The sequence below is a fragment of the Rhodanobacter fulvus Jip2 genome (assembly GCF_000264315.1).
Taxonomy (GTDB): domain Bacteria; phylum Pseudomonadota; class Gammaproteobacteria; order Xanthomonadales; family Rhodanobacteraceae; genus Rhodanobacter; species Rhodanobacter fulvus.
Genome location: NZ_AJXU01000031.1, coordinates 83,298 through 104,730 on the forward strand (window position 1 = coordinate 83,298; position 21,433 = coordinate 104,730).

13 protein-coding genes and 1 tRNA gene are annotated in these 21,433 nt (G+C 67.8%); 9 read left to right on the top strand and 5 right to left on the bottom strand.

Features of this window, described 5'->3' with window-relative positions; all coding sequences use genetic code 11:
* Positions 1 to 63: 63 nt before the first annotated feature.
* From UU9_RS08470 to UU9_RS08480, 3 genes are read left to right on the top strand one after another with little or no spacing between them, the layout of a single operon-like run.
* The gene (locus tag UU9_RS08470) at positions 64 to 1,473 is read left to right on the top strand and encodes a coniferyl aldehyde dehydrogenase (protein WP_040670627.1); all 1,410 of its coding nucleotides are present in this window, start codon (positions 64 to 66) and stop codon (positions 1,471 to 1,473) included.
* 55 nt (positions 1,474 to 1,528) lie between these two features.
* Positions 1,529 to 2,353, top strand: coding sequence for an NADPH-dependent 7-cyano-7-deazaguanine reductase QueF (gene queF, locus UU9_RS08475; RefSeq protein WP_007081330.1), 825 nt, complete (start codon positions 1,529 to 1,531; stop codon positions 2,351 to 2,353).
* Entirely contained in the window at positions 2,350 to 2,916 is a 567-nt protein-coding gene (locus UU9_RS08480) for a hypothetical protein (RefSeq protein ID WP_007081331.1), read from the top strand. The genes queF and UU9_RS08480 overlap by 4 nt, the downstream gene beginning before the upstream one ends.
* A gap of 10 nt (positions 2,917 to 2,926) precedes the next feature.
* Here UU9_RS08480 and UU9_RS08485 read toward each other — a convergent pair whose 3' ends face one another.
* Together UU9_RS08485 and UU9_RS08490 are read right to left on the bottom strand one after the other, a co-directional pair.
* Entirely contained in the window at positions 2,927 to 3,490 is a 564-nt protein-coding gene (locus UU9_RS08485) for a hypothetical protein (protein ID WP_156804242.1), read from the bottom strand.
* A 247-nt stretch (positions 3,491 to 3,737) separates the two neighbouring features.
* The gene (locus tag UU9_RS08490; RefSeq protein WP_007081333.1) at positions 3,738 to 4,121 is read right to left on the bottom strand and encodes an HU family DNA-binding protein; all 384 of its coding nucleotides are present in this window, start codon (positions 4,119 to 4,121) and stop codon (positions 3,738 to 3,740) included.
* 328 nt (positions 4,122 to 4,449) lie between these two features.
* On the opposite strand from UU9_RS08490, the gene UU9_RS17310 reads away from it, so the two are divergent.
* From UU9_RS17310 to UU9_RS08505, 3 genes are read left to right on the top strand one after another with little or no spacing between them, the layout of a single operon-like run.
* Positions 4,450 to 9,156, top strand: coding sequence for a PAS domain S-box protein (locus UU9_RS17310; RefSeq protein WP_007081334.1), 4,707 nt, complete (start codon positions 4,450 to 4,452; stop codon positions 9,154 to 9,156).
* The gene (locus UU9_RS08500) at positions 9,153 to 9,611 is read left to right on the top strand and encodes a response regulator (RefSeq protein WP_007081335.1); all 459 of its coding nucleotides are present in this window, start codon (positions 9,153 to 9,155) and stop codon (positions 9,609 to 9,611) included. Before UU9_RS17310 ends, UU9_RS08500 begins: the two co-directional genes overlap by 4 nt.
* A complete protein-coding gene (locus UU9_RS08505; protein ID WP_007081336.1) occupies positions 9,608 to 12,049 on the top strand; it encodes an EAL domain-containing protein in 2,442 nt (813 codons plus the stop codon). The genes UU9_RS08500 and UU9_RS08505 overlap by 4 nt, the downstream gene beginning before the upstream one ends.
* A gap of 83 nt (positions 12,050 to 12,132) precedes the next feature.
* Here UU9_RS08505 and UU9_RS08510 read toward each other — a convergent pair.
* A tRNA-Arg gene (locus tag UU9_RS08510) sits at positions 12,133 to 12,209 on the bottom strand.
* A 221-nt stretch (positions 12,210 to 12,430) separates the two neighbouring features.
* A complete protein-coding gene (locus tag UU9_RS08515) occupies positions 12,431 to 13,927 on the bottom strand; it encodes an OmpP1/FadL family transporter (RefSeq protein WP_007081337.1) in 1,497 nt (498 codons plus the stop codon).
* A 253-nt stretch (positions 13,928 to 14,180) separates the two neighbouring features.
* Here UU9_RS08515 and UU9_RS08520 point away from each other — a divergent pair, with 253 nt between their 5' ends.
* Together UU9_RS08520 and UU9_RS08525 are read left to right on the top strand one after the other, a co-directional pair.
* Entirely contained in the window at positions 14,181 to 14,474 is a 294-nt protein-coding gene (locus tag UU9_RS08520) for a YcgL domain-containing protein (RefSeq protein ID WP_040670630.1), read from the top strand.
* 91 nt (positions 14,475 to 14,565) lie between these two features.
* The gene (locus UU9_RS08525; protein ID WP_007081339.1) at positions 14,566 to 18,030 is read left to right on the top strand and encodes an ankyrin repeat domain-containing protein; all 3,465 of its coding nucleotides are present in this window, start codon (positions 14,566 to 14,568) and stop codon (positions 18,028 to 18,030) included.
* Between the two features lie 250 nt (positions 18,031 to 18,280).
* Here the strand turns inward: UU9_RS08525 and UU9_RS08530 are convergent, their stop codons facing one another.
* Positions 18,281 to 20,104, bottom strand: a complete 1,824-nt coding sequence (locus UU9_RS08530; RefSeq protein WP_040670589.1) for a monovalent cation:proton antiporter-2 (CPA2) family protein — start codon at positions 20,102 to 20,104, stop codon at positions 18,281 to 18,283.
* A gap of 118 nt (positions 20,105 to 20,222) precedes the next feature.
* Here UU9_RS08530 and UU9_RS08535 point away from each other — a divergent pair, with 118 nt between their 5' ends.
* Positions 20,223 to 20,999: a glutaminyl-peptide cyclotransferase gene (locus tag UU9_RS08535; protein WP_237710254.1), complete on the top strand. Its 777-nt coding sequence runs from the start codon at positions 20,223 to 20,225 to the stop codon at positions 20,997 to 20,999.
* Positions 21,000 to 21,433 lie beyond the last annotated feature (434 nt).

Sequence of the window (21,433 nt, forward strand, 5' to 3'; positions counted from 1 at the left end):
AGCCGCTTTCACAGAGGCTCAGCGGATAAGGTGGGCAACACCCACGTTGCCGCCGAGAACGCCTTGACTGATCCGCTCGCATTGAACGAAACGCTGCAGCGCATGCGCCACGCGCAAAGCGGCAATCCCCTGCCCGCATGGCCGGTGCGGGCGGGCCGGTTGCGCGCGCTGCGCACGCTGCTGCATGACCATCGCGCGGCGCTGGCGGCCGCCATCGACGCCGATTTCGGCTGCAGGCCAGCGCAGGAAACCGACCTGCTGGAGCTGTTTCCCAGCCTCTCGGCGATCAGCCATGCACTGCGCCACGGGCGGCGCTGGATGACGCCACGACGACGCCTGGCCGGCGTATTGTTCCTGCCCGCGCGCATCGAGCTGCGGCCGCAGCCGCGGGGCGTGGTGGGCATCATCGTGCCGTGGAATTACCCGCTGTACCTCGCCGTGGGGCCGCTGGTCGATGCGCTGGCCGCGGGCAACCGCGTGATGCTGAAGATGAGCGAATTCACCCCGCGTTTCTCGGCCCTGTTCGCCGCGCTGGTGGCGCGCTATTTCCATGCCGACGACGTGGTCGTGGTCACCGGCGCGGCGGACGTGGCGCAGGCATTTTCCGCGCTGCCGTTCGACCACTTGCTGTTCACCGGCTCGACCGCGGTGGGGCATCAGGTGATGCACACGGCAGCGGCCAACCTCACACCGGTGACGCTGGAGCTGGGCGGGAAATCACCGGCGATCATCGGCCCGGGCGCACGCTTCGAGCACGCGGTGGAACGCATCGTGTTCGGCAAGCTGGTCAATGCCGGGCAAACCTGCATCGCGCCGGATTACGTGCTGTTGCCGCGCGAACGCATGGACGACTTCGTGGCCGAGGCACGGCGTGTGATGGCGCGGATGTATCCACAACTGGCGCAGAACGGGCAGTACGCCAGCATCGCGTCCGACCGCCAGTACCAGCGGCTGATCGCCCTGCTCGATGACGCGCGCGGCCGCGGTGCCCACGTGCATCCGCTGGGTGACGCCGCGGCGGATGCCACGCGCCGACTGCTCACGCCGCAGCTGCTCAGCCATGTTGACGACAGCATGACGGTGATGCGCGAGGAGATCTTCGGTCCGCTGCTGCCGCTGCTGCCCTACGACACCATCGACGAGGCCATCGCCCGTGTGGCGGCGCGTCCGCATCCGCTGGCGCTGTACCTGTTCGAGAGCGACAAGGCACTGATCGAACGCGTGCTGTCACGCACGACCGCCGGCGGCGTTTCGGTCAACGACACGCTGTACCACATCGCCCAGCACGGCCTGCCGTTCGGCGGCGTGGGCGCATCGGGCATGGGCGGTTATCACGGCGAAGCGGGGTTCCGCACGTTCTCGCACCTGAAGCCGGTTTTTCACCAGGCGCGGTTCAACGGCACCAGCCTGTTCAATCCGCCCTATGGCGAGCGGTTTCGCCGCCTGCTCGACCTGCTGCTGCGCCGCGGCTGAACCGCAGCCACGGGGCGACGAGACACCTGCGCCGCGTATCAATAGACTTCCCGGCATGAATTCTCCCGAACATTCCCCGCTGGGCAAGGAAACGCCGTACGCCAACCGCTACGACCCTGCACTGCTGTTTCCCATCCCGCGCGACAGCAACCGGGCAGCACTGGGCCTGGCCGAGCCCCTGCCGTTCCACGGGGTGGACATCTGGAACGCGTATGAATTGTCGTGGCTGGACATGCGCGGCAAACCGGTGGCGGCGCTGGCCGAATTCCGTGTGCCGGCGACGTCGCCGCAGTTGATCGAATCGAAATCGTTCAAGCTGTATTTGAACGGCTTCGCCGGCGAGCGCATCGCGGACGCGGCCACCCTCACCAGCACGCTGGTGCGCGATCTCTCGACGGCGGCCGGCGCGGTGGTCGGCGTGCAGCTGAGCGACGCCCGCGCGGCGGTTTACCCGGTCAGCGATATGGACGGCCATCTGCTGGATCACCAGGCCATCGATATCGACGATTACGGCCCGCCGAACGCCGATTTCCTGCGGGCCGACCGCAACGCCACGCCGGTGGCCGAGACGCTGGTGTCGCACCTGCTGCGCTCGAACTGCCCGGTGACCGGCCAGCCGGACTGGGGCAGCGTGCAGATCGCCTATCGCGGCGCGCCGATCGACCACGCGGGACTGCTGCGTTACCTGGTGTCGTTCCGCAATCACAACGAGTTCCACGAGCATTGCGTGGAGCGCATCTTCGTCGACCTCGGCCGCTGCTGCGAACCGCAGCAACTGAGCGTGTACGCGCGCTACACGCGACGCGGCGGGCTGGATATCAACCCGTTCCGCAGCAGCACGCCGGTCACTCCACCCAACCTGCGGACGGTGCGGCAATGAAGAACGATCGGGCCAGTTTCCGGGCGGCAACCATCGCATGCCAGGCGCTGTGGCTGCTGGCACTGGGCGGCTGCGGCAAACCCGACACGCCGGCAACCACACCAGCACCGGCCCCCACCCGCACGGTGCAAGCACCCGCCAGCGTGGCGCGGGTGGTTCCCGCGCCGGTGTCCTCCACTGCGGCGACGCCCGCGCCGGCGACAAGTGTCGCAGCCACCGCCGCGATCAAGGTGATGCAGCTCACGTTGGGGACGAACGTCGATGACGCCCACAAGATCACCGCACCCGGCACGCACTTCGCGCCGGACGCCAAAACGCTGTACGCCAGTGTGGATACGCGTGGCCAGACCGCCAAGTCCACGCTCAACGCGCGTTGGCGCTATCTGGAGGGCGATGGCCAGTTGATCAGCAGCATCAGCCAGTCGATCGCCGCCGACGGCCCTGCCACCACCACGTTCACGCTGCACAATCCCGATCTGTGGCCCGAGGGGAAATACCGGATCGAGATTTTCCTCGACGGCGCGCCGGTGATCCAACGCGACTTCGAGATCGCGAAACCCTGACGGTGCCGGGTCAGCCGGCCCGTCCGCCGTTCTCCCGCGCCACCGGGCCAGCAAGGTAGCGGTACTGATCGGGCGGCAGGTACAGCGGAAACAGGGTCGACTCCTCCTGTCGCAACAGCCGGCCCAGCAGGCTTGCCGCGCGCGCCACATCGGGCACGAAGCGGCGGCGGCAGGTGGCGTCCCAGGGAGCTCCGAGATATTCCACCAGAATCGCCTCGATGCGCAGCACGTGTCGTTGGGCCTCGGTCTGCACTTCGTTGAAGTGCATCATCGCCATCGTGTCGTGCTCGAGCGCGCAACGCAGGTAGGGATAGAACTGCACGCTCTTGATCAGCGCCGTGCGCCGAAAGCCATCGGCAAAATCCTGCAGACAGGCAATTTGCGTGCTTTCGTCGGAACCGCGGCAGGCGTCGAGCAGGGCGCGCATCAAGCCCCTTGCGGTCGCTGCATCGAGCTTGAGTTCGGCGACCAGGCGCTGCCGGTAACGGACCGGAAACAGCGAGCCGCCTTCGCCGGAACTGGCCGTGGATTGGCCCTCCGAAGCAGACGCCCGTTCAAGAATGCCGCGCAACAAACGCATCGAACCCCCCGTCCCTGTACACCGGCCTCGCCATAGCGTCAGCGCCGGGTCGAACCGGAGTCTAGATTATTTCGGGGTCATTCGACGAAATCGTGCGCTGGCGCACGGAAATTTCCGTCCGGAGATGTTTGAAACGGCTGACCCTGCCGGCGGCGGTTCGACGCCCTGCCACACCGTTTCCGCGACGGAAAAAACGAATCGGATGCGGCGGCATCACGCACGCCGCACCCAGGGTCCGACGTCAGGCAGCGGCGTCTTTCAGCTTCTTCAGCGGACGCACCTTGATCTTGACCGAGGCAGGCTTGGCGGCAAACACCTGCTCCTGCTTGGTGAACGGGTTGATGCCCTTGCGCTTCGGCTTGGCCGGCACCTTGACGGCGGTGACCTTCAGCAGGCCCGGCAAGGTGAACTCGCCAGCACCTTTCTTGTTGACGGAGGCGGTGACGGCGCCTTCCAGCGCGGCCAGCACGGCGCGCACATCTTTCGCAGCCACGCCGCTGCTCTCGACCAGGTGCGCAAGCAGCCCGGACTTGTTCAACGGTTCCTTGATCGGTTTCGGAGCAGCGGCAGGTTTGGCCACTGCTTTGGGTGCTGCGCCCTTCGTCTTGTTCGTCGTCTTGGCCATGGATTAATTCCGTGTATTCGATGATGGATGGTGGGTTTGCCGCGAAAACCCCTCTCGGCAATGTGGAATGTAGGGCAAGCGTGTTGGCTCGCCAAGTCATGGTGCACGCAAAAAAGCGCTACATGTCGCACCGCGACGGCAAGGACGACTCAAGCCAGGGTCTTTCGCGCCGATGTTTCAGTGTCTGCGCGGGCGTGTTTTACTGCATGCGGCAGGCGAGGACGGTTGGATTCCCGGGCGGCTTTCCGGGGTCCATCGCTGCCGTTGCACTTGCAAGGCATGCCTTGGAGCGTTGCGGGCGGCATGATGGAGTCATCAGGGGGATGACATGACTGACGCCAGGCGGCATTTGCGGTTTCCGGTGACCGGCGCGCTGCTGGTGCCCGCGCTCGCGCTGCTGGATGCCTGCGGCGCGATGCTCGCCGGACCCTTTTCGATGGAACGCGTGGCGCTGGATGCGTTGCTGGCGGTGCTGGCTTTGTCGGCCTGGTCGACGGCGCGCGGGCGGGGGCGTGCCGGGCTGGTGCTCGCCCTGTGTGTCACGGCGTGGGCGGCGCTGCTGATCAGCGCCGGGTATGTGCCCGAAGCCAGGCTGCCGCTCTGGTACGTCACGCTGCTGATGGTGCCGGCCGCCATCTGCGCCACCGTCACCCCTTCCGCCGCCGTGCGTGCAGCGGCACGTGGCATCGCCATGGCCGCCGTGTTTGCGGGACTGGCCTACCTGCTGCGGGCGTGGAGCGAACCGCACACGGCCACGAGCCTGTTGCTCAACGCACTGCAGATGCTGGCGCTCAGTTGCACCGGGTGGCTGTTCGCTTCGTTGCTGGAGGAACCCGCGCGGCCTGCGGCCATCGCGCCGGCCGCGTTGTCCGGCATGGGCTGGATGGGTTTGCTGGGCTGGATGGTGCAGGCCACCGCGCTGGTGCAGGGCGGAACGTTCCTGGTGCCGATCGCGTTCAACACGGCGCTGGCCTTCGTGTTGCTGGGCCATGCCCTGTGGCTGCTGGGCAGCGGGCGCACGCTGGCGGCGTGGTGCCTGGGCGTGCTGTGCATACCGCTGGCGGTGTCGCCATTGCTGGCGGAGTACCTCGACCGGGTCGACGTCGTCGGCGAACTGTTGTGGCGGCAGCAGGCGATCCAGGCCGAGAGCGCGATCCCCGGCCGGCTGGCGCCCAACACGGCGTTGTCGTTGCTGCTAGCCACCGGCGGATTGACGTGTGCGCTGTTCGCGCGGCGAAACCCGGCCTGGTGGAGCGCCACCTGGGCCTGCGGCCTGCTGGTTTCGCTGGCCGGCGTGCTGGCGTTGGTCGGCTACGTCTTCGCGCTGCCGGGGATGCGCACGCTGGGCCCGCATACGCCGATGTCGCTGCCTGTGGCGCTGGGCATGCTGATGCTGGGGATCGGGCTGGCCACCAGCAATCCGCGCCCGCCATCGCAACACCACTACCGCACCGTGCTCTTCCCGGCGGTCATATGCCTGCTGACGGTAGCGTCGTCGCTGCTGTTGTGGCGGTCGCTGGAACAGCAGCAAAGTCGGCTGGAATGGGATGCGCTGCAAGGCCGGCGCGACAACGTCGCCAACCTGCTGCACGGGGGCATGAGTTCGCGGATGGAGGCCTTCGAACGGCTGGCGTCGCGCCTGGCCGGCATGCCCGCCGTTTTGCGCGAGCCGCTTTTTTCGCGTGACGCGGCGAACTACCTTCACGACATGGATGGTCTGCGCGCGGTGGGATATGCCGACGCCAGCCACGTCATGCGGCAGACCCTGGTACGGCCATCCGCGTCCAACCCTGGAGCCGCCGGTCAGTTGTTTGCGCCGGCGCGCATCTTCGATCAGGTCGACGCCGGCGAAAGCGCCGTGCTCAGCGCGCCGCTGACGCTGCTCAACGGCAAGCAGGGCCAACTGCTCGTGGTGCCGGTGCGGGCCGACAACGCGACACAGGGCTACGTCGTGGGGGCGTTCCAGTTCGACCGGCTTTTTCCGAGCCTGCTGGAAGCCATGCCCCGGTTGCACGGCCTGCTGATCACCCAGCAAGGCCAGACGCTGTACGCGCAGGGTGACAACGGCACGGCGCACGTCCCCGCCAGCATGGATCTGCAGCTGTACGGCCAATGGTTGAGCGTGAGCGTCTACCCCGGCACGGGCGGCGAGCATGGCCGCATACCGCAACTGGTGTTGCTGCTGGGCTTTGCCCTTGGCGGCCTGCTGGCGGTTGCCTTGCGGTTGTCGGCACTGGCGCGTGAGCGCACGCAACGGGCGGAGGCCGACAGTGCACGGCTGGGCGAACAGGGCCGCGAACTGGAGCGCGCGCTGGAGGCCTCGCGACTGGTGATGGACAGCGCGCCGGACGTGATCTGCGTGCTGGATCGCGAGGGCCGTTTCCTGCAACTCAGCGCCGCGGCGCAGCGACGTTGGGGTTTTGCGCCGGAGTCGCTGCTGGGCAGGCCGCTCACGGAGGTGGTGCACCCGGAGGATCACGAAAGCACCATCGAGGCGGCGGTGCGGGTGCAACAGGGTGCGCCCAACCCCAACTTCCGCAACCGCATCGTGAGCCAACAGGGACACGTGCTGTACATGCAATGGTCCGCCGTGTGGTCGGGGGCATCGCACTGCATGTACCTGGTCGGCCGCGACCACACCGAGCTCCATCGCGCGGAGGATCTGGAGCGGCGCCAGCGGCAGATCCTCACCGCCATCGCTCGCGGCCATGCCTTGCCGCAGGTGCTGGAATCGATCGTGGCCGCGTACGAAACGGCGCACCACGACGCGACCTGCTCGATCCTGCTGTTGCGCGAAGGCCGGTTGCACCACGGTGCCGCGCCCGGGCTGCCGGCCGGGTTCCGCCACGGCATCGACGGCTCGCCGATCGGTCCGGCGGCCGGCTCCTGTGGTACCGCGGCGTGGCGCGGCGAGCGCGTGGTGGTGACCGACATCGCCAGCGATCCGCTGTGGCGCGATTACGCCGCGCTGGCCCTGGCGCACGACCTGCGCGCGTGCTGGTCGACGCCGGTACTGGCCCGCGACGGCGCGGTGCTGGGCACGTTCGCGGTGTACTACAACGCGCCGCACGATCCGTCCGCCGCGGAGATGAGCGGCATCGACACGCTGGCGGCGCTGACCGGTGTGGCCATCGAGCACGCCGAGGCATTCACCCGGCTGAGCGAGAGCGAGCAGCGTTTCCGCTCGCTGTTCGAGCACCACCCCGACGGCGTGCTGGCGCTGGACCTGGACGGCAGGGTGGTACGCCGCAACCCGGCGGCCAATGCCCTGCTCGGGCTGGACCGGCCGCAACGGCTGGCCTTCGTGCACAGCTTTGCGCCGGTCGACGGCGCGCGCGTGCAAGCCGCGCTGGACAGCGCCACGCGCGGCGAGTCCGCGCGACTGGACGTGGCCGCGCTGGACGCGAACGACCAGCGCTTCGCGGCGCATCTGGTCAACATCCCGATCATCGTGCAGGGCGAACCGCGCGGCGTCTTCGCCGTGTTGCAGGATCACCGCGAACTGCGCCACGCGCAGCAGGCGCAAGCCAGCCAGCTGGCGCTGATCTACGCCATCGCCGAAAGCGTGGGCGAAGGCCTGGTGGCGGTCGATGCCGACGGCCAGCCGACCTTCCTCAACCGCACGGCCTCGCGCACGCTGAAGCTGCCGGCCGAACGCCTGCCGAGCGGCGACGAACTCCCCGACGGCATGCGCGACACGCTGCAAAAAATACTCGGCGGCGTGGCCCATGCCTCCGACGACGACGCCGCGTTCAGGCTGACCGACGGCAGCGTGCTGGACGTGGCCTACCTCGCCACCCCGTTGATCATCCGCAACCAGCTGGCCGGCGCGGTGATGGCGTTCCGCGACATCGGTGGGGTCAAGGCGGCCCGGCGCGTGCTGCAGCAGCGCAACCAGTTCTTCGAGATGTCGCAGGAGGTGTTCTGCATCGCCGACCCACGCAGCGGCACCTTCCTGCAGGCCAACCCGGCCTATGCGCGGCTGCTGGGCCTGGACGAGTCCGAGATGCTGGCCACGCCCTTCCTCGACCTGCTGCATCCGCTGGACAAGACACCCACGCGGCTGGCGATCCAGCGCCAGATCGATGGCGTGGAATCGATCAGCGGCCTGCTGACCCGGATGCGCTGCGCCGACGGCAGTTATCGCTGGCTGGAGTGGGTGTCGATCAGCGCCGCCGATGGCCTGCTCTACGGAGCCGCGCGCGACGTGACCGCGCGGCAGCAGGCCGACGTGGCGCTGGCGCGCGCGATGGACGACCTGCGCATCCGCAACCGCGAGCTGCAGGATTTCGCCTATGTCGCCTCGCATGACCTGCAGGAGCCATTGCGCAAGATCCAGTCGTTCTCCGACCGCCTGCTGTCACGGCTGTCCGCCACGCTGGACGAGTCATCCAGCGACTACCTGCAGCGCATGGCCCACGCGGCCCATCGGATGCAGGCGCTGATCGACGACCTGCTGACCTATTCGCGGGTGGCCACGCGCACCGTGGCGGTCAGCGCCGTCGACCTTTCGACCATCCTCAGCGCCGTCATGGACGACCTGGAGACGCGCATCACCGAGGCGCAGGCCGCGATCGAGGTGGATGCGCTGCCGGTGATCCAGGCCGACCCGACCCAGATGCGCCAGCTGCTGCAGAACCTGCTGGCCAACGCGCTGAAATTCCGCGCCGCCGACCGCCCCTGCCGCATCAGCGTCACCGCTGCCCGGATCGAAAATGCCGATGCCCGCGGTACCACGCGCTGGGAATTGCGCGTGACCGACAACGGCATCGGCTTCGAGAGCAGCTACGCCGAGCGCATCTTCGCCCCGTTCCAGCGCCTGCACCCGCGCAATGTCTATGAAGGCACCGGCATCGGCCTGGCCATCGTGCGGCGTATCGTGGAGCGCCACGGCGGCTCGGTACGCGCCGAGGCGCAGGCTGGACAGGGGGCCAGCTTCATCGTCATGCTGCCCGGGTCGGCCAGCGCGCCAGAACCGGCCGATCCGCAGGATGCCCCATTCATCGATGGAAAGTTTCTGGGAGTGGATTCATGAGTCAAGTCCGTGCCGCGCTGTCCATCCTCATGGCCGAGGACGATGCCGACGATCGCGTCCTGATGCGCGACGCGTTTCGCGACAGCGGCGTCGAGGTGGAACTGGAATTCGTGCCGGACGGCGTGGAACTGATGGCGCGCCTGAATGCGCTGATCGACGCGCCCGACGGCGAACTTCCCGACCTGCTGCTGCTTGATCTCAACATGCCGCGCATGGACGGCCGCGAGGCCTTGCATGCGATACGCGAGCACGACGGGCTGAAACACCTGCCGGTGATCATCCTCACCACCTCGCGCGCGCGGCTCGACATCCTGGCCAGCTACCAGCTTGGCGCCAACTCGTTCGTGACCAAGCCGAGCCGCTTCGAGGAACTGATCGCGGTGCTGCGCTCGCTGGAACGCTACTGGACCGACATCGTGCAGCTCCCGACCGAGAAACAGGGGAGCGACGAATGAATGCGGCGCCGCTGCGGGTTCTCGTGGTCGATGACGACGAGGACGATTTCGTCCTCATCCGCGACCTGCTCAACGATGCCCCCGGCAGCCACTACGCTTTCGACTGGTGCGCCACGCCGCAACAGGGCCTGGAGGAATTGCGCAAGGGCGCGCACGACGTCTACCTGGTGGACTACCTGCTGGGGCCGTCCAGCGGGCTGGACCTGATCGAAGCGGTAAGCCGCGAAGGCCTGTCGCGCGCCTTCATCGTGCTGACCGGGCGCGGCAACCACGCGGTGGACGTGGCCGCGATGGAGGCCGGCGCCAGCGATTACCTGGTGAAGGGAACGATCGATGCCGAGCGGCTGGACCGCAGCATCCGCTACGCCGTCGACCGCATGCATTTCATGGAGGCGCTGCGCGACAGCGAGGCGCAGCACCGGCTGCTGTTCGAGCAGAGTCCGGTGCCGCTGCTGGTGTTCGACCGCAGCACCCACGCCATCCTCAACGCGAACGCCGCCGCGCACGTGCAATACGGCTGGTCGCCCCTGCACCTGTTCGGGCAGAACATCGACTCCGTGCTGGCCCCGGAGGAGCGCCCCCGCTTCCTGGCGGACCTGGAGAGCGGCGAGCTGTTTTCCGCCACCGCGCAACCCTGGGACATCCGGCACAGCGATGGCCGGCAGTTGCAGGTCGAGGGCCTGTTTCATCCGCTGACCTACCACCGCGTCAACGCGGTGCTGGCGCACCTGCAGGACATCACCGAGCGCCGCCGGGTCGAGGCGCAGCTGCGGCTGCTTGAGCGCGCCATCCAGTCCACCGGCAACGGCGTGGTGATTGCCGACGCACGCGAACCGGGCGCGCCGGTGACCTTCATCAACCACGCGTTCGAACACATCACCGGCTACAACGCCGCGGAAGTGATCGGCCAAAGCTGCCGCCAGCTGGGTTTCGAGGACAGCGGCGAAAGCGAGCGCGCGATGGTGCGCCGGGCGCTGGCCGAACAGCGCGACTGCAACACGGTGCTGCGCGACCAGCGCAAGGACGGCACGCCGTTCTGGAACCAGCTTTATTTCGCACCGGTGCGCGAACCCGGCGGCGAAACCTCGCATTACATCGGCATCCTCAGCGACATCACCGAACATCGCGACACCGAGGCGCGGCTGGCCTACGCGGCCACCCACGACGTGGCCACCGGCCTGGCCCGCTTTCCGGTCATCGAGACAATGCTGCAGGAACACGCCGAGCAGCGGGCGGACGAACCCTTCAGCCTGGTGTTCGCCGACATCGATCGCTTCCACGCCGTCAACGAGGCGATGGGCTACGAAGTGGGCGACCGGGTCATCACCGAGCTGGCGCAGCGCCTGAGTGCCCATGTCGGAACGCGCGGCCGCGTGGCCCGCTTCACCGGCAACGAGTTCGTGGTCGCCCTGCCCTACATCGATCGCGAAGAGGCGACGGTGCTGGCCGAGCAACTGCGCCGCGCCGTGGCCGAGCCGGTGACGCTGGGTGATGGCGAGGTGCGCGTCACCATCAGCGTGGGCGTGGCCACCTACCCCGGCCGCGTGCACGACATCAACGACCTGCTGCGCCGCGCCGAGGCCTCCATGTCGCGCGCGAAACAGCTGGGCCGCGACCTGGTCTGCGAATATTCCACCGACGACATGCGCCGCATGGAAGACCGCCGCATGCTGGGCATCCGCCTGCGCCACGCCATGCAGCACGACGAGCTGCACCTGGTGTACCAGCCGGAAATCCGCAGCAGCGATCGCGCCGTGATCGGTTTCGAGGCGCTGCTGCGCTGGAACAGCCCCGAGATGGGTCTGGTGATGCCCGAACGTTTCATTCCGGTGGCCGAAGGCCTGGGCCTGATGCCCGAGCTTGGCGGCTGGGTGCTCGATCACGCCTGCGCCCAGTCGCGCGCGTGGATGGATGCCGGCCTGGGCGATTTCTTCGTGGCGGTGAACGTGTCGGCGCAACAGATCCAGCGCGGCAACTTCGCCGAACAGGTGGCCGAGACGCTGCGCCGCCACGGCCTGCCCGCCGACCGGCTGGAACTGGAATTGACCGAAAGCGCCCTGCTGGAAAACGTCGACCGCGCACTGCATTCGATGCAGCAACTGTCCGCCCTGGGCGTGCATCTTTCCTTCGACGACTTCGGCACCGGCTATTCCAGCCTGTCCTACCTGCGCCAGTTCCATGTCGACAAGCTGAAGATCGACAAGTCCTTCGTCTGCGACATCCCGCGGGACGCCAGCAGCGTCGCCATCGCCCATACCGTGGTGGCAATCGGCCATCAACTGCACATGACGGTGATCGCCGAAGGCGTCGAAACCGCCGAGCAGGCGCAGCTCCTGATCGAGATGGGCTGCGACGCATTGCAGGGTTACCTGTTCAGCCGCCCCATGAAGGGACCGGCCGTTGCCGAGTGGCTGGCGGATTATCAGGTCGAGGCGTGAGCGGCACCGGCTGGCGCGGGTAACAGCGCAAGGCCATCGAACCGCAACGGCATGGCCGATCGCGCAAACGGAAGGAGTCGAGGTGGTGCGCCCGGCGGGATTCGAACCCACGACCACCGCCTTCGGAGGGCGGTACTCTATCCAGCTGAGCTACGGACGCATGCATTGATGGCCGGCCGTTCCATGCAAGGCGCATGGCGGCGGACGCGCAGTATAGCCGAGTTGTCTACGTGCGCACATTGGATGCGCGCCATGTACGGATAGCTCGCGAGGACGCCGGGCGGCTGCCCCGTGGCGCCACATCGCGACGCGCCCCATGAAACGAAAAGCCTCCCCGTTCACACGGGGAGGCCTGGGTCGTGACTCGGGTTTGTCGGGGAATCAGAACTTGTACGTGGCCGACACGCCGAGCAGGTTGCCGTAGTCCTCGAAATTGCCCGCCAGCCGGTTGCCGGTGGAGTCGATGGTATCGACGTGCGCGTTGTTGACGAAGATATGCGCGTACGAGGCGTTGATCTCGAAGTTGTCGCTGGCCTGATAGCTCAGGCCTACCGTGGCCAGCTTGCGGGTGGAATCGGGCACACGCGCGCTGCGGGTGGCCAGATAGGTCGGCGTGCTGTCGACGGCAATGCCGGCGCGCACGGTCAGCTTGTCGTTGACGTTGTAATCGCCGCCCACCGACGCATACCAGGTGTTGCGCCAGTTGTAGTGCTCCGACGTCGACGGCTGGCTGTTGCCGTAGTTCACGGTCAAATCCTGGAACGCGCTCCACTTGGTCCAGGCCAGATCGATGCCGAGGCCGAAGCGTTCGGCCTGATGCCAGTAGCTGGCGCTGGCCACGGCCGGGGTGGTGAAGTCCGCGGTGCCGGTGGTGTGCTGGAACGGCGGGATGGAGGCGGCCAGCTGCGGGTTGGCGAGCAACGCGTCGTAGCCGGCGGTGGTGGTGAAGTTGCCGGTGCCTTCCAGGGTGTGGCTGATCTTGGAGCGGTAGTTCAGCGCCAGCTTGTCGTTGGGGCTCAGCTTCCAGTAGCCGCCCAACTGCCAGCCGTAGGCCCAGTCATCACCCTTGATGCGGGCGAAGCCGTCACCACCGACCGGCGTGGCGGCAGCCACACCGGCTGCGGCTGCCTGGGCTTCCTGCATGGCAGCCTGAATCATCGCCTGGGCGGTCTGCGCCGAAAGCTGGCCGGCGGCAGCGGCCGCCTGGATCTTCGCCACACCGGCGGCGGCATTCGCGCCGATGCCTTGCTGGATGCTCAGGCCGACCGCGTTGTAGTTGATGGCGCTGGTCAACTCGGCCGATGTCTTCTGCGCGATCACGCTAGCGCCAAGGCTGAAGTTGTCGGTGACGTCGAACGAGGCGGACAAGGTGGCGTCCATCGACTGGAACTTGGATTTGACCGCACCGTAGCGGCCCTTCCAGTTGCGGTCGTATTCGGTCTGGAAGCCGAACGGCACGGAGAAGCCGAAGCCCAGATGCATGCGGTCGCTGACCTGGGTGGCGAAGAACAGCGCCGGCACCGGCAGCGTGGTGCCGCCATCGCCGCCGTTGCCGCCCTCGATCGGACGTCCCAAGGCGTCGGTCGCCGTGCCGCTGAACTTGGTGCTGAAGTTGATCGCGGTGACGTCGGCCTGCAGATAGGTGCCCTTGAGGTCGCTCATCGCGGCGGGGTTGTTGACCACCACCGAGACGTCGCCGCCGGCGGTAGCCGAGCCGGCATAGGCGCGGCCCATGGCCTTGGCGCTGTTTTCCTTCAACTGGAAGGCGCTGGCATCGGCATTGGAGGGCGCAACCAAGGCACCCACGATGGCCAGGCTCAACGCGGCGAGCGTGAGCGGCCGGGCAGTGCCGGAAAGGATACGGAATGAAGTTTGCATCGCTTGCTCCTGCTTTTGTTCGTACGGGGCTCGGTTCGGGGTGGTAGTTCTGTATGAATTAATACAATCGTTTGAACGACCTTTGGGCACTTTGCACACTCTGCCAAGCAGTTGCAAGTGTGGCAGCAGCAATGTCCACGGCCCGCCAACGCGGTTTCTCGGACAAACGGGGCCGCGCCTGTCGCAGAGGGCCAGGCTGGCAGGTTCAGGTGGTACCGTGGAGAATCGTCGCACCCCCTTCCGGATGCCCGCCATGCCCTGTTTTGTCTACGCCAGCCTGCGCAAACATGACAGCTACGTGTGGCTGGCCGAGCGCGACGCGTTCGACGTATTGCCCGAATCGCTGATGCTGTTGCTGGGCGAATTGCGTTTCGTGATGGAGGTGCAACTGGACGAGCAGCGCAAGCTGCCGAACGAGGACACCTTGCAGGTACTCGATCACCTGCGCACCCAAGGCTGGCATCTGCAAGTACCGCCGCAGGAAACCCTGGCCGCCGCCAACCACCCGGCCTACCGGCGCGAACTCCACGGCGATCGCGACGATTGAAGATCGCCGGCGCATGCGTGGCCGGGAGGGCCCGCGTGGGCGTTAACGCTGGGTTATCGTCTGGATTCGTCACGGTTTCTATACTGTCGACATGACCCTGCCCAAATCGCGACGCCGCCCGCCCCTCCCGCATGCCCTTGCCTGGTTCATTCCGGGGCTGCTCGCCGTCGCCGCCGCCGGCCTGGCCACCCACCCGCTGACGCTGATACCGCTGTTGCTGGCCAACGCGCTGACGATGGCCGCCATCTGCCACGCGATCGGCTTCGACCCGGAACCCCGCTTCGTGCGTACGGTGTTGCGCCGGGGCGCGGCGCACCTGGTGATGTTCACCGGCTACACCGCGCTGGTGTTCGTGCTGGTGGCGTGGCCGATGCTGCAACTGAACCTGTCACACGGGCTCAGCGCCGCGCTGGCGCTGGCGGCCACCTGCGTGATTGCGCTGGCGGTGCTGTGGCGGCTGTGGCCGGCGTTCGGGCTGGTTTTCGTATGGGATGACGCCTACCCGCAGCAAAGCGATGGCTCGTGGATTTTCACCGCCACCTTGCGCAGCCTGGCGTTCGGTCGCCACCTGTCCAGCGAGGAACGTTTTTTCAGCCACTTCCTGCCGGCGGCCTTTTCGCTGCTGGTGATGGCGTTCGTGGCCATCGCGCTCACCGGTTTGTACGGCGTGCTGCCTTCGGAACTGCGCATCGCCGCACTCGCCATCTACGGCGTGGTGGTGTTGCCGCTGGGCTGCCTGGTGGTGGCCAACCGCACCTTGCGCGCCCTGCTCTGCACACGCAGCGGCAAACGTCGCAAGCAGCCTCTGCTGGCGGACGATGTGGAAAATCCATCGCGCCCGGCACCGCTGCCGTTGAACGAACAGGAGCGCATCGCCGGCACGCCCGAGCAGGCCCAGGCCTTGCTGGCGGCGACCCGCGACGGCGACATCGAGCGGGCACTGGCGCTGATCGAGGCCGGTGCCGATCCGGATACCGCGCCCGATCCCGCCGATCGCGACCAACGTCCCGTGCTGATGCTGGCGGCGCTGCTGCCGGACACGCGCCTGCTGCGCGCGCTGATCACCCGCGGTGCCGACGTCAATCGCGCCTCCGGCGGGCTGACGCCGCTGCTGGCCGCCACCCGCGACAGCCGCCACGGCCGGCCCGAGGCGGTACTCACGCTGCTGGCCAACGGCGCCAGCCCGACCGTCACGGACGCCGAAGGCAACACACCGCTGCATGGCGCCGCGTTGAGTGCCGAGCCCGGTGTCGCGGCGATGCTGCTGGATGCCGCCGCGCCGATCAACGCGCTGAACAAGGCCGGCATCAGCCCGCTGGCCGGCGCCTGCCGCGCCGCCAACTGGCCGCTGGCCAAATTCCTGCTGGAACACGGCGCCAAACCCGCTCCCGCCGATGGCGAACCGGCGCTGGTCGCGGCGGCGGGCATCGCCGACGACGACGTGGCCGGGGTGAAACTGCTGCTCAAGCATCGCGCGGCGATCAACGCGGTCGATGCCCGCCACCGCAGCGCGCTGCAAGCCGCCGCCGCGGAAGGCCACGAACAGATCGCCCGCGCACTGCGCGCCGCCGGCGCCGACGTCAACCTGGTCGACCAGCATGGCAGCACGGCGCTGATGGAAGCAGCCCGCGCCGGCGCCGGCGGCGTGGTGCAACTGCTGGCCGAGGCGCAACCGGACGCACGCCAGCGCGACGAACACGGGCGCGACGCGCTGACCCTGGCCTGCCAGTCGCCACACGCCCACGCCGAAACCGTCCGCGCGCTGCTGGCGCTCGGCGCCGAACCCAAGCGCCCCGGCGGTGATGGTCGCAGCGCGCTCGACCATGCCACCGCCGCCGGCCGCTGGGATCTGGTGGCACTGCTGGACCCGGAAACACCGCTGCCGGCCAACCTCAGCCACGACACGCTGGCCGAGGGTTCCGACACACCGGCGCATCTGCTCGATGCGCTGCGCTTCGGCCATTGGGCCGTGGTTTCCGGCTTTGCCGAGCGCGTGCGGCAATGGCCGCCAGCCGAGCTGGCGCAGCTGTATCTGCAACTGGCCACTCCCGGCCTGCGCCATGCGCGGTGCTGGCTGCTGGACCACGGCCTCGACGCCGAAGCGCGCCTGCCCACGCAGCAACTGGACGACGCCGAAACCGATGCCGGTGATCCGGCCGAAACCGCTTTTTCACCGCTGGGGCGGCGGCTGTTCGACGCCCTGCTGCAGCGACTCCCGGGTTCGGCCGAGGCGGTCGGGGAATTACTGCAGGCCGGCGCAAGCCCGGCCGGTGCCGGACTGCTGGCGCAGACCCTGGTGCGGCTGCACGGCACCACCGACTTCAACGCGCTGCCGCTGGAGATGCTGGAGCGCGGCGCGGACCCGTTCGGCCCCGATGTGCGCGAACGTTCGCCGCTGCACCTCGCCGTGGTCAACGCGCAAACCGACGTACTGCAGGCGCTGCTGGCGCGCGGCTGCGACCCGAACACGCGCGACCGCGAAGGCCGCACGCCGCTGTTTGCCGCACTCGAGCACGGCCCGCAAGCCCTGCCGCTGGTGCGCCTGCTGATCGCCCACGGCGGCAACCCCGAGGCCGCCGACGCCAACGGCGAAACCCCGCTGGGCCTGGCACTGGAAGACCCCGCCATCGAGCGCTGGCTGAACTGGGCCGACTGGCGCCTGCCGCGACGCCCGCTGCGCGCCGGCGACCTGCCGCTGGCCGCGGCCGCCGGTGCCACCGCAGCAGTGCAGCGGCTGCTGGAACTCGGCTTTGCCGTGGACACGCCCGACCCGCACGGCGCCACCGCGCTGCTGCACGCCTGCGGCGCCGGCCATCGCGACATCGCCAGCCACCTGCTCGATGCCGGCGCGAATGCCACGCTGGCCGCCAGCAACGGCGTGACGCCGCTGGGCGCCGCCGTGGCGGCGCGCCGCGAAGCCCTCGTCAACCTGCTGCTGCAACGCGACGTCACGGTCGACCAGCGCCTGCCCAATGAAGCGACCGCGCTGATGGTGGCCGCCGCGATGGGCTACCCGGAGATCGTCGAAACGCTGCTGGAGGCGGGCGCCGAACTCGGCGCCGTCGACGCCCGCGGTCGTGGCGCGCTGCATGCGGCGGCGCAGTTCGGTTTCGAGCACAACGACAGCTTGCGCGCACGGCGCCTGTTCGACGTGCTGCTCAAGCATGGCGCCGATATCAACCAGGCCGACGGCGAAGGCATGACGCCGCTGCTGTTGCTGCTGGGTGCGCAGTTGCGGCCGGGCAGCGCCTGCGACGCCACCCACATCGGCGCGCTGGTGCCGGTGCTGCTGGAAGCCGGCGCGCGCGCCGGGCATGCCGACCAGCGCGGCGTCACCGCCCTGCACGCCTGCGCGATGCATGCCCTGCTGCCGCCCGCCCGCGTGCTGCTGTCACGCGGTGCCGACCGCAATGCGGCCGACGCGTTCGGCCGCACCGCCGCCGACGTGGCGCGGCAACTGGGCTACGTCGACATCGCCCACGAACTGGCCGCCCGCGCCAGCGCCATCCCCAGCGTGCGGCAGACCTTGCGCCAGCCGGCGCAACCGGCCGACTGATGCTTCATCTTGAGCCTCACGAAGAGCGCCCCCATCAGCCCTCCGGGCAGCTTCCCCCGCAAGCGGGGGAAGCAACATGGGTGGCACTGAGGTTGGACCGCTTTATTCCCCGCTTGCGGGAAGCAACATCGGGGCGCTGAGGCTGGATCGCTTCCTTCCCCCGCTTGCGGGGGAAGGTGCTGAAGGCGGATGGAGGCGCTCTTGATCCAGGCGCCATTCAGGCGTCCAAACGCCGCCACCGCATCCAGCCTCAGGATTCCTCAGGCTTCACTGCGCCCTTTTCGCGCTCCCGCTCCGCACCAGGCTCCGCATCCGCCTCGAACAGCTTCTGCAAGTCGACCAGCGCATCGCGCGTGCTCTGTATCAGCTTGGTTTCGTCGTCGTAGACCAGCGCCTGTTTCTTCAGCAGATCCTCGTCGTAGCGACGAAACCGCTCGACCCGGTCGGCCGCGTAATCGTGCGGCAGGCCCAGCGCCTCCAGCGTCATGCGGGTCATCTTGAGGCTGGAGTGGAAGGTCTCGCGGATCGGCTCGTCCACGCCCATGTCCATCAGCCGGAACACGTGCTGGCGATTGCGGGCGCGGGCGATGATCTTCAGGTGTGGATACTGCCGCTTCACCAGCCGCGCCGTGCGCAGGTTCGCCTCCGGGTCGTCAGTGGCCAGCACGAACACCTCGGCCTTTTCCGCCTGCGCCGCGCGCAACAGCTCCGGCCGCGCGGGGTCGCCGAAAAACAGGTTGATGGTGCCGAAGCGGCGCGAGACATCGACCTGCTCGGCCGAATGCTCCAGCGCCACGAACGGAATGCCCTGCGCGCGCAGCACGCGGGCAATGATCTGACCCATGCGGCCGAAGCCGGCGATGATCACCCGCGGCGTGTCGGTATCAATCGCATCGAACTCGCGCGAGGGCTTTTTCGGCCCGCGCTGCAGGCCCCGCGACGCCAGCACCACCAGCAGCGGCGTCAGTGCCATGGTCAGCGTGATCGTCAGCACCAAGGCGTCGCGTTGGGCCACGGCGATCAGGTGCTCCTCCGCCGCCAGGCGCAGCACCACGAACGCAAATTCACCGCCGCAGGCCAGCAGCACCACCAGACGCAGCGTGTCGGAGCGGTTGAGCCCGCCCAGCAAACGACCCAGCGGCCACAGCAGCAGGCCCTTCAGCACCAGCAGCGCCGCGACCAGGCCGAAGATCAGGCCGGGCCGTTTCAGCAGCAGCGACAAATCCATCGACATGCCCACGCTGATGAAGAACAGCCCCAGCAGCAGGCCTTTGAACGGCTCGATGTTGGATTCCATCTCGTGCCGGTATTCCGAGTCCGCCAGCAGCATGCCGGCCAGGAACGCACCCAGCGTGGCCGACAGCCCCGCCAGCTCCATCAGAAAGGCCACGCCCATCACCACCAGCAAGGCGGTGGCGGTGAATACCTCCACTGAATCGGCGCGCGCCACGAAACGGAACACCAGCCGCAACAGGTAGCGACCACCCACCCCCACCGCCACGATCACCGCCACCGTGCGACCGATCGCCAGCAGATCGAAGCTCTGCGCCGTCGACGACGCCAGCAACGGCACCGCGGCGATCAGCGGGATCGCGGCCAGATCCTGAAACAGCAGGATCGAGAAAACCTGGCGCCCGTACGCTGAGCCGGCCTCCTTGCGCTCGGCCAGTATCTGCAGGCCGAACGCGGTGGAGGACAGCGCCAGACTGCCGCCCACGATCACCGCCGCCTTGCCGGTAAGGCCAAACAGGTAATACGCCACCGCGCCGATCGCCATGCTGGTGGCGACCACCTGCAGCAAGCCAGTGCCGAACACCGCGCGCCGCATCACCCACAGCCGCTGCGGCGACAACTCCAGGCCGATCACGAACAGCATCAGCACCACGCCGAACTCGGAGATCGTGGCCACGCCTTCGGTATCGCTGACCAGTCCCAGCAACGGCGGCCCGATCACCACGCCGGCCAGCAGATAGCCCAGCACCGAACCCAGCCGGAAGCGCTTGGTCAGGGGCACGGCAATGACCGTGGCCAGCAGAAAGACCACCGCCGTCTGCAAGAATTGGTGACTTTCCACGCGTATCCCGGCTTCGTCGCAAGCCTCGATTATTCCATGCGCCGCGCCGGCCCGGGTGACTCGCCGTCGACACACCGGCACGCGGCTCCGGCATCATGACGCCATGAAACGATTCGCCATGGTTCTCGCCTTCCTGGCCGCCTCCCTCGCCTGCGCAACGGCCGCCGCCAGCGATGTACCGGTTTACGGTTACACCGTGACGCACACCTGGCCGCACGACACCCACGCCTACACCGAGGGCCTGTTCTATCTGGACGGCTATCTGTACGAGGGCACCGGCAACGTGGGGCACTCGTTCGTGCGCAAGGTGGACCTGCAAAGCGGCAAGGTGCTGCAGCAGGTAGCCACGCCGGGGCCGGGGTTCTTCGGCGAAGGCATCGTCGCGTGGAAGGACCGCCTGATCGAACTCACCTGGCGCGGTCAGCAAGGCTTCGTCTTCGACCTGGCCACGCTGAAACCGCTGGCGCGCTTCAGCTACCCCGGCGAAGGCTGGGGCCTCACCACCGACGGCAAGCATCTGCTGATGAGCGACGGCACCCCGACCCTGCGCCTGCTCGATCCGGAAACCCTGCAGCAGGTCGGCCACATCGACGTCACCGCCGATGGCGAGCCGCTGGCCAACCTCAACGAACTCGAATGGGTGCATGGCCAGATCTACGCCAACGTCTGGCTGACCCAGCGCATCGCCCGCATCGACCCGGCCAGCGGCAAGGTGGTCGGCTGGATCGACCTGACCGGACTGGCGCCACGCGCCGAAGACACACCCGACCCGGCCAACGACGTGCTCAACGGCATCGCCTACGACGCCGCGAAGGATCGCCTGTTCGTCACCGGCAAGCGTTGGCCCCATGTGTATGAGATTCGCCTCACCGGGCCGCGCAGTGGCCAGCGATAACTCCGCGACCTGCCCATGGAAAGGGCGGTCTGTTTCCCGCATGGAGGGACGCTCAAGCTCGTCATCCCTGCGAAAGCGGGGATCCAGCGCCTTTGGCAGGCTGAAGTCACTGGATTCCTGCTTTCGCAGGAATGACGGAAATGAAGTTTCGCGCTTGAGGCAGTGCCATTCGATCCTGGTCGCTATTCCCCCCGCAACCACCGGGCCGCATCGATTGCGTAATAGGTGAGAATCGCATCCGCCCCGGCCCGCTTCATCGCCGTCTATGAGATTCGCCTGACCGAACCGCGCAGTGGCCAGCGATAACTCCGCGACCTGCCATGGAAAGAGCGGTCTGTTTCCCGCATGGAGGGACGCTCAAGCTCGTCATCCCCGCGAAAGCGGGGATCCAGCGCCTTTGGCAGGCTGAAGTCACTGGATTCCTGCTTTCGCAG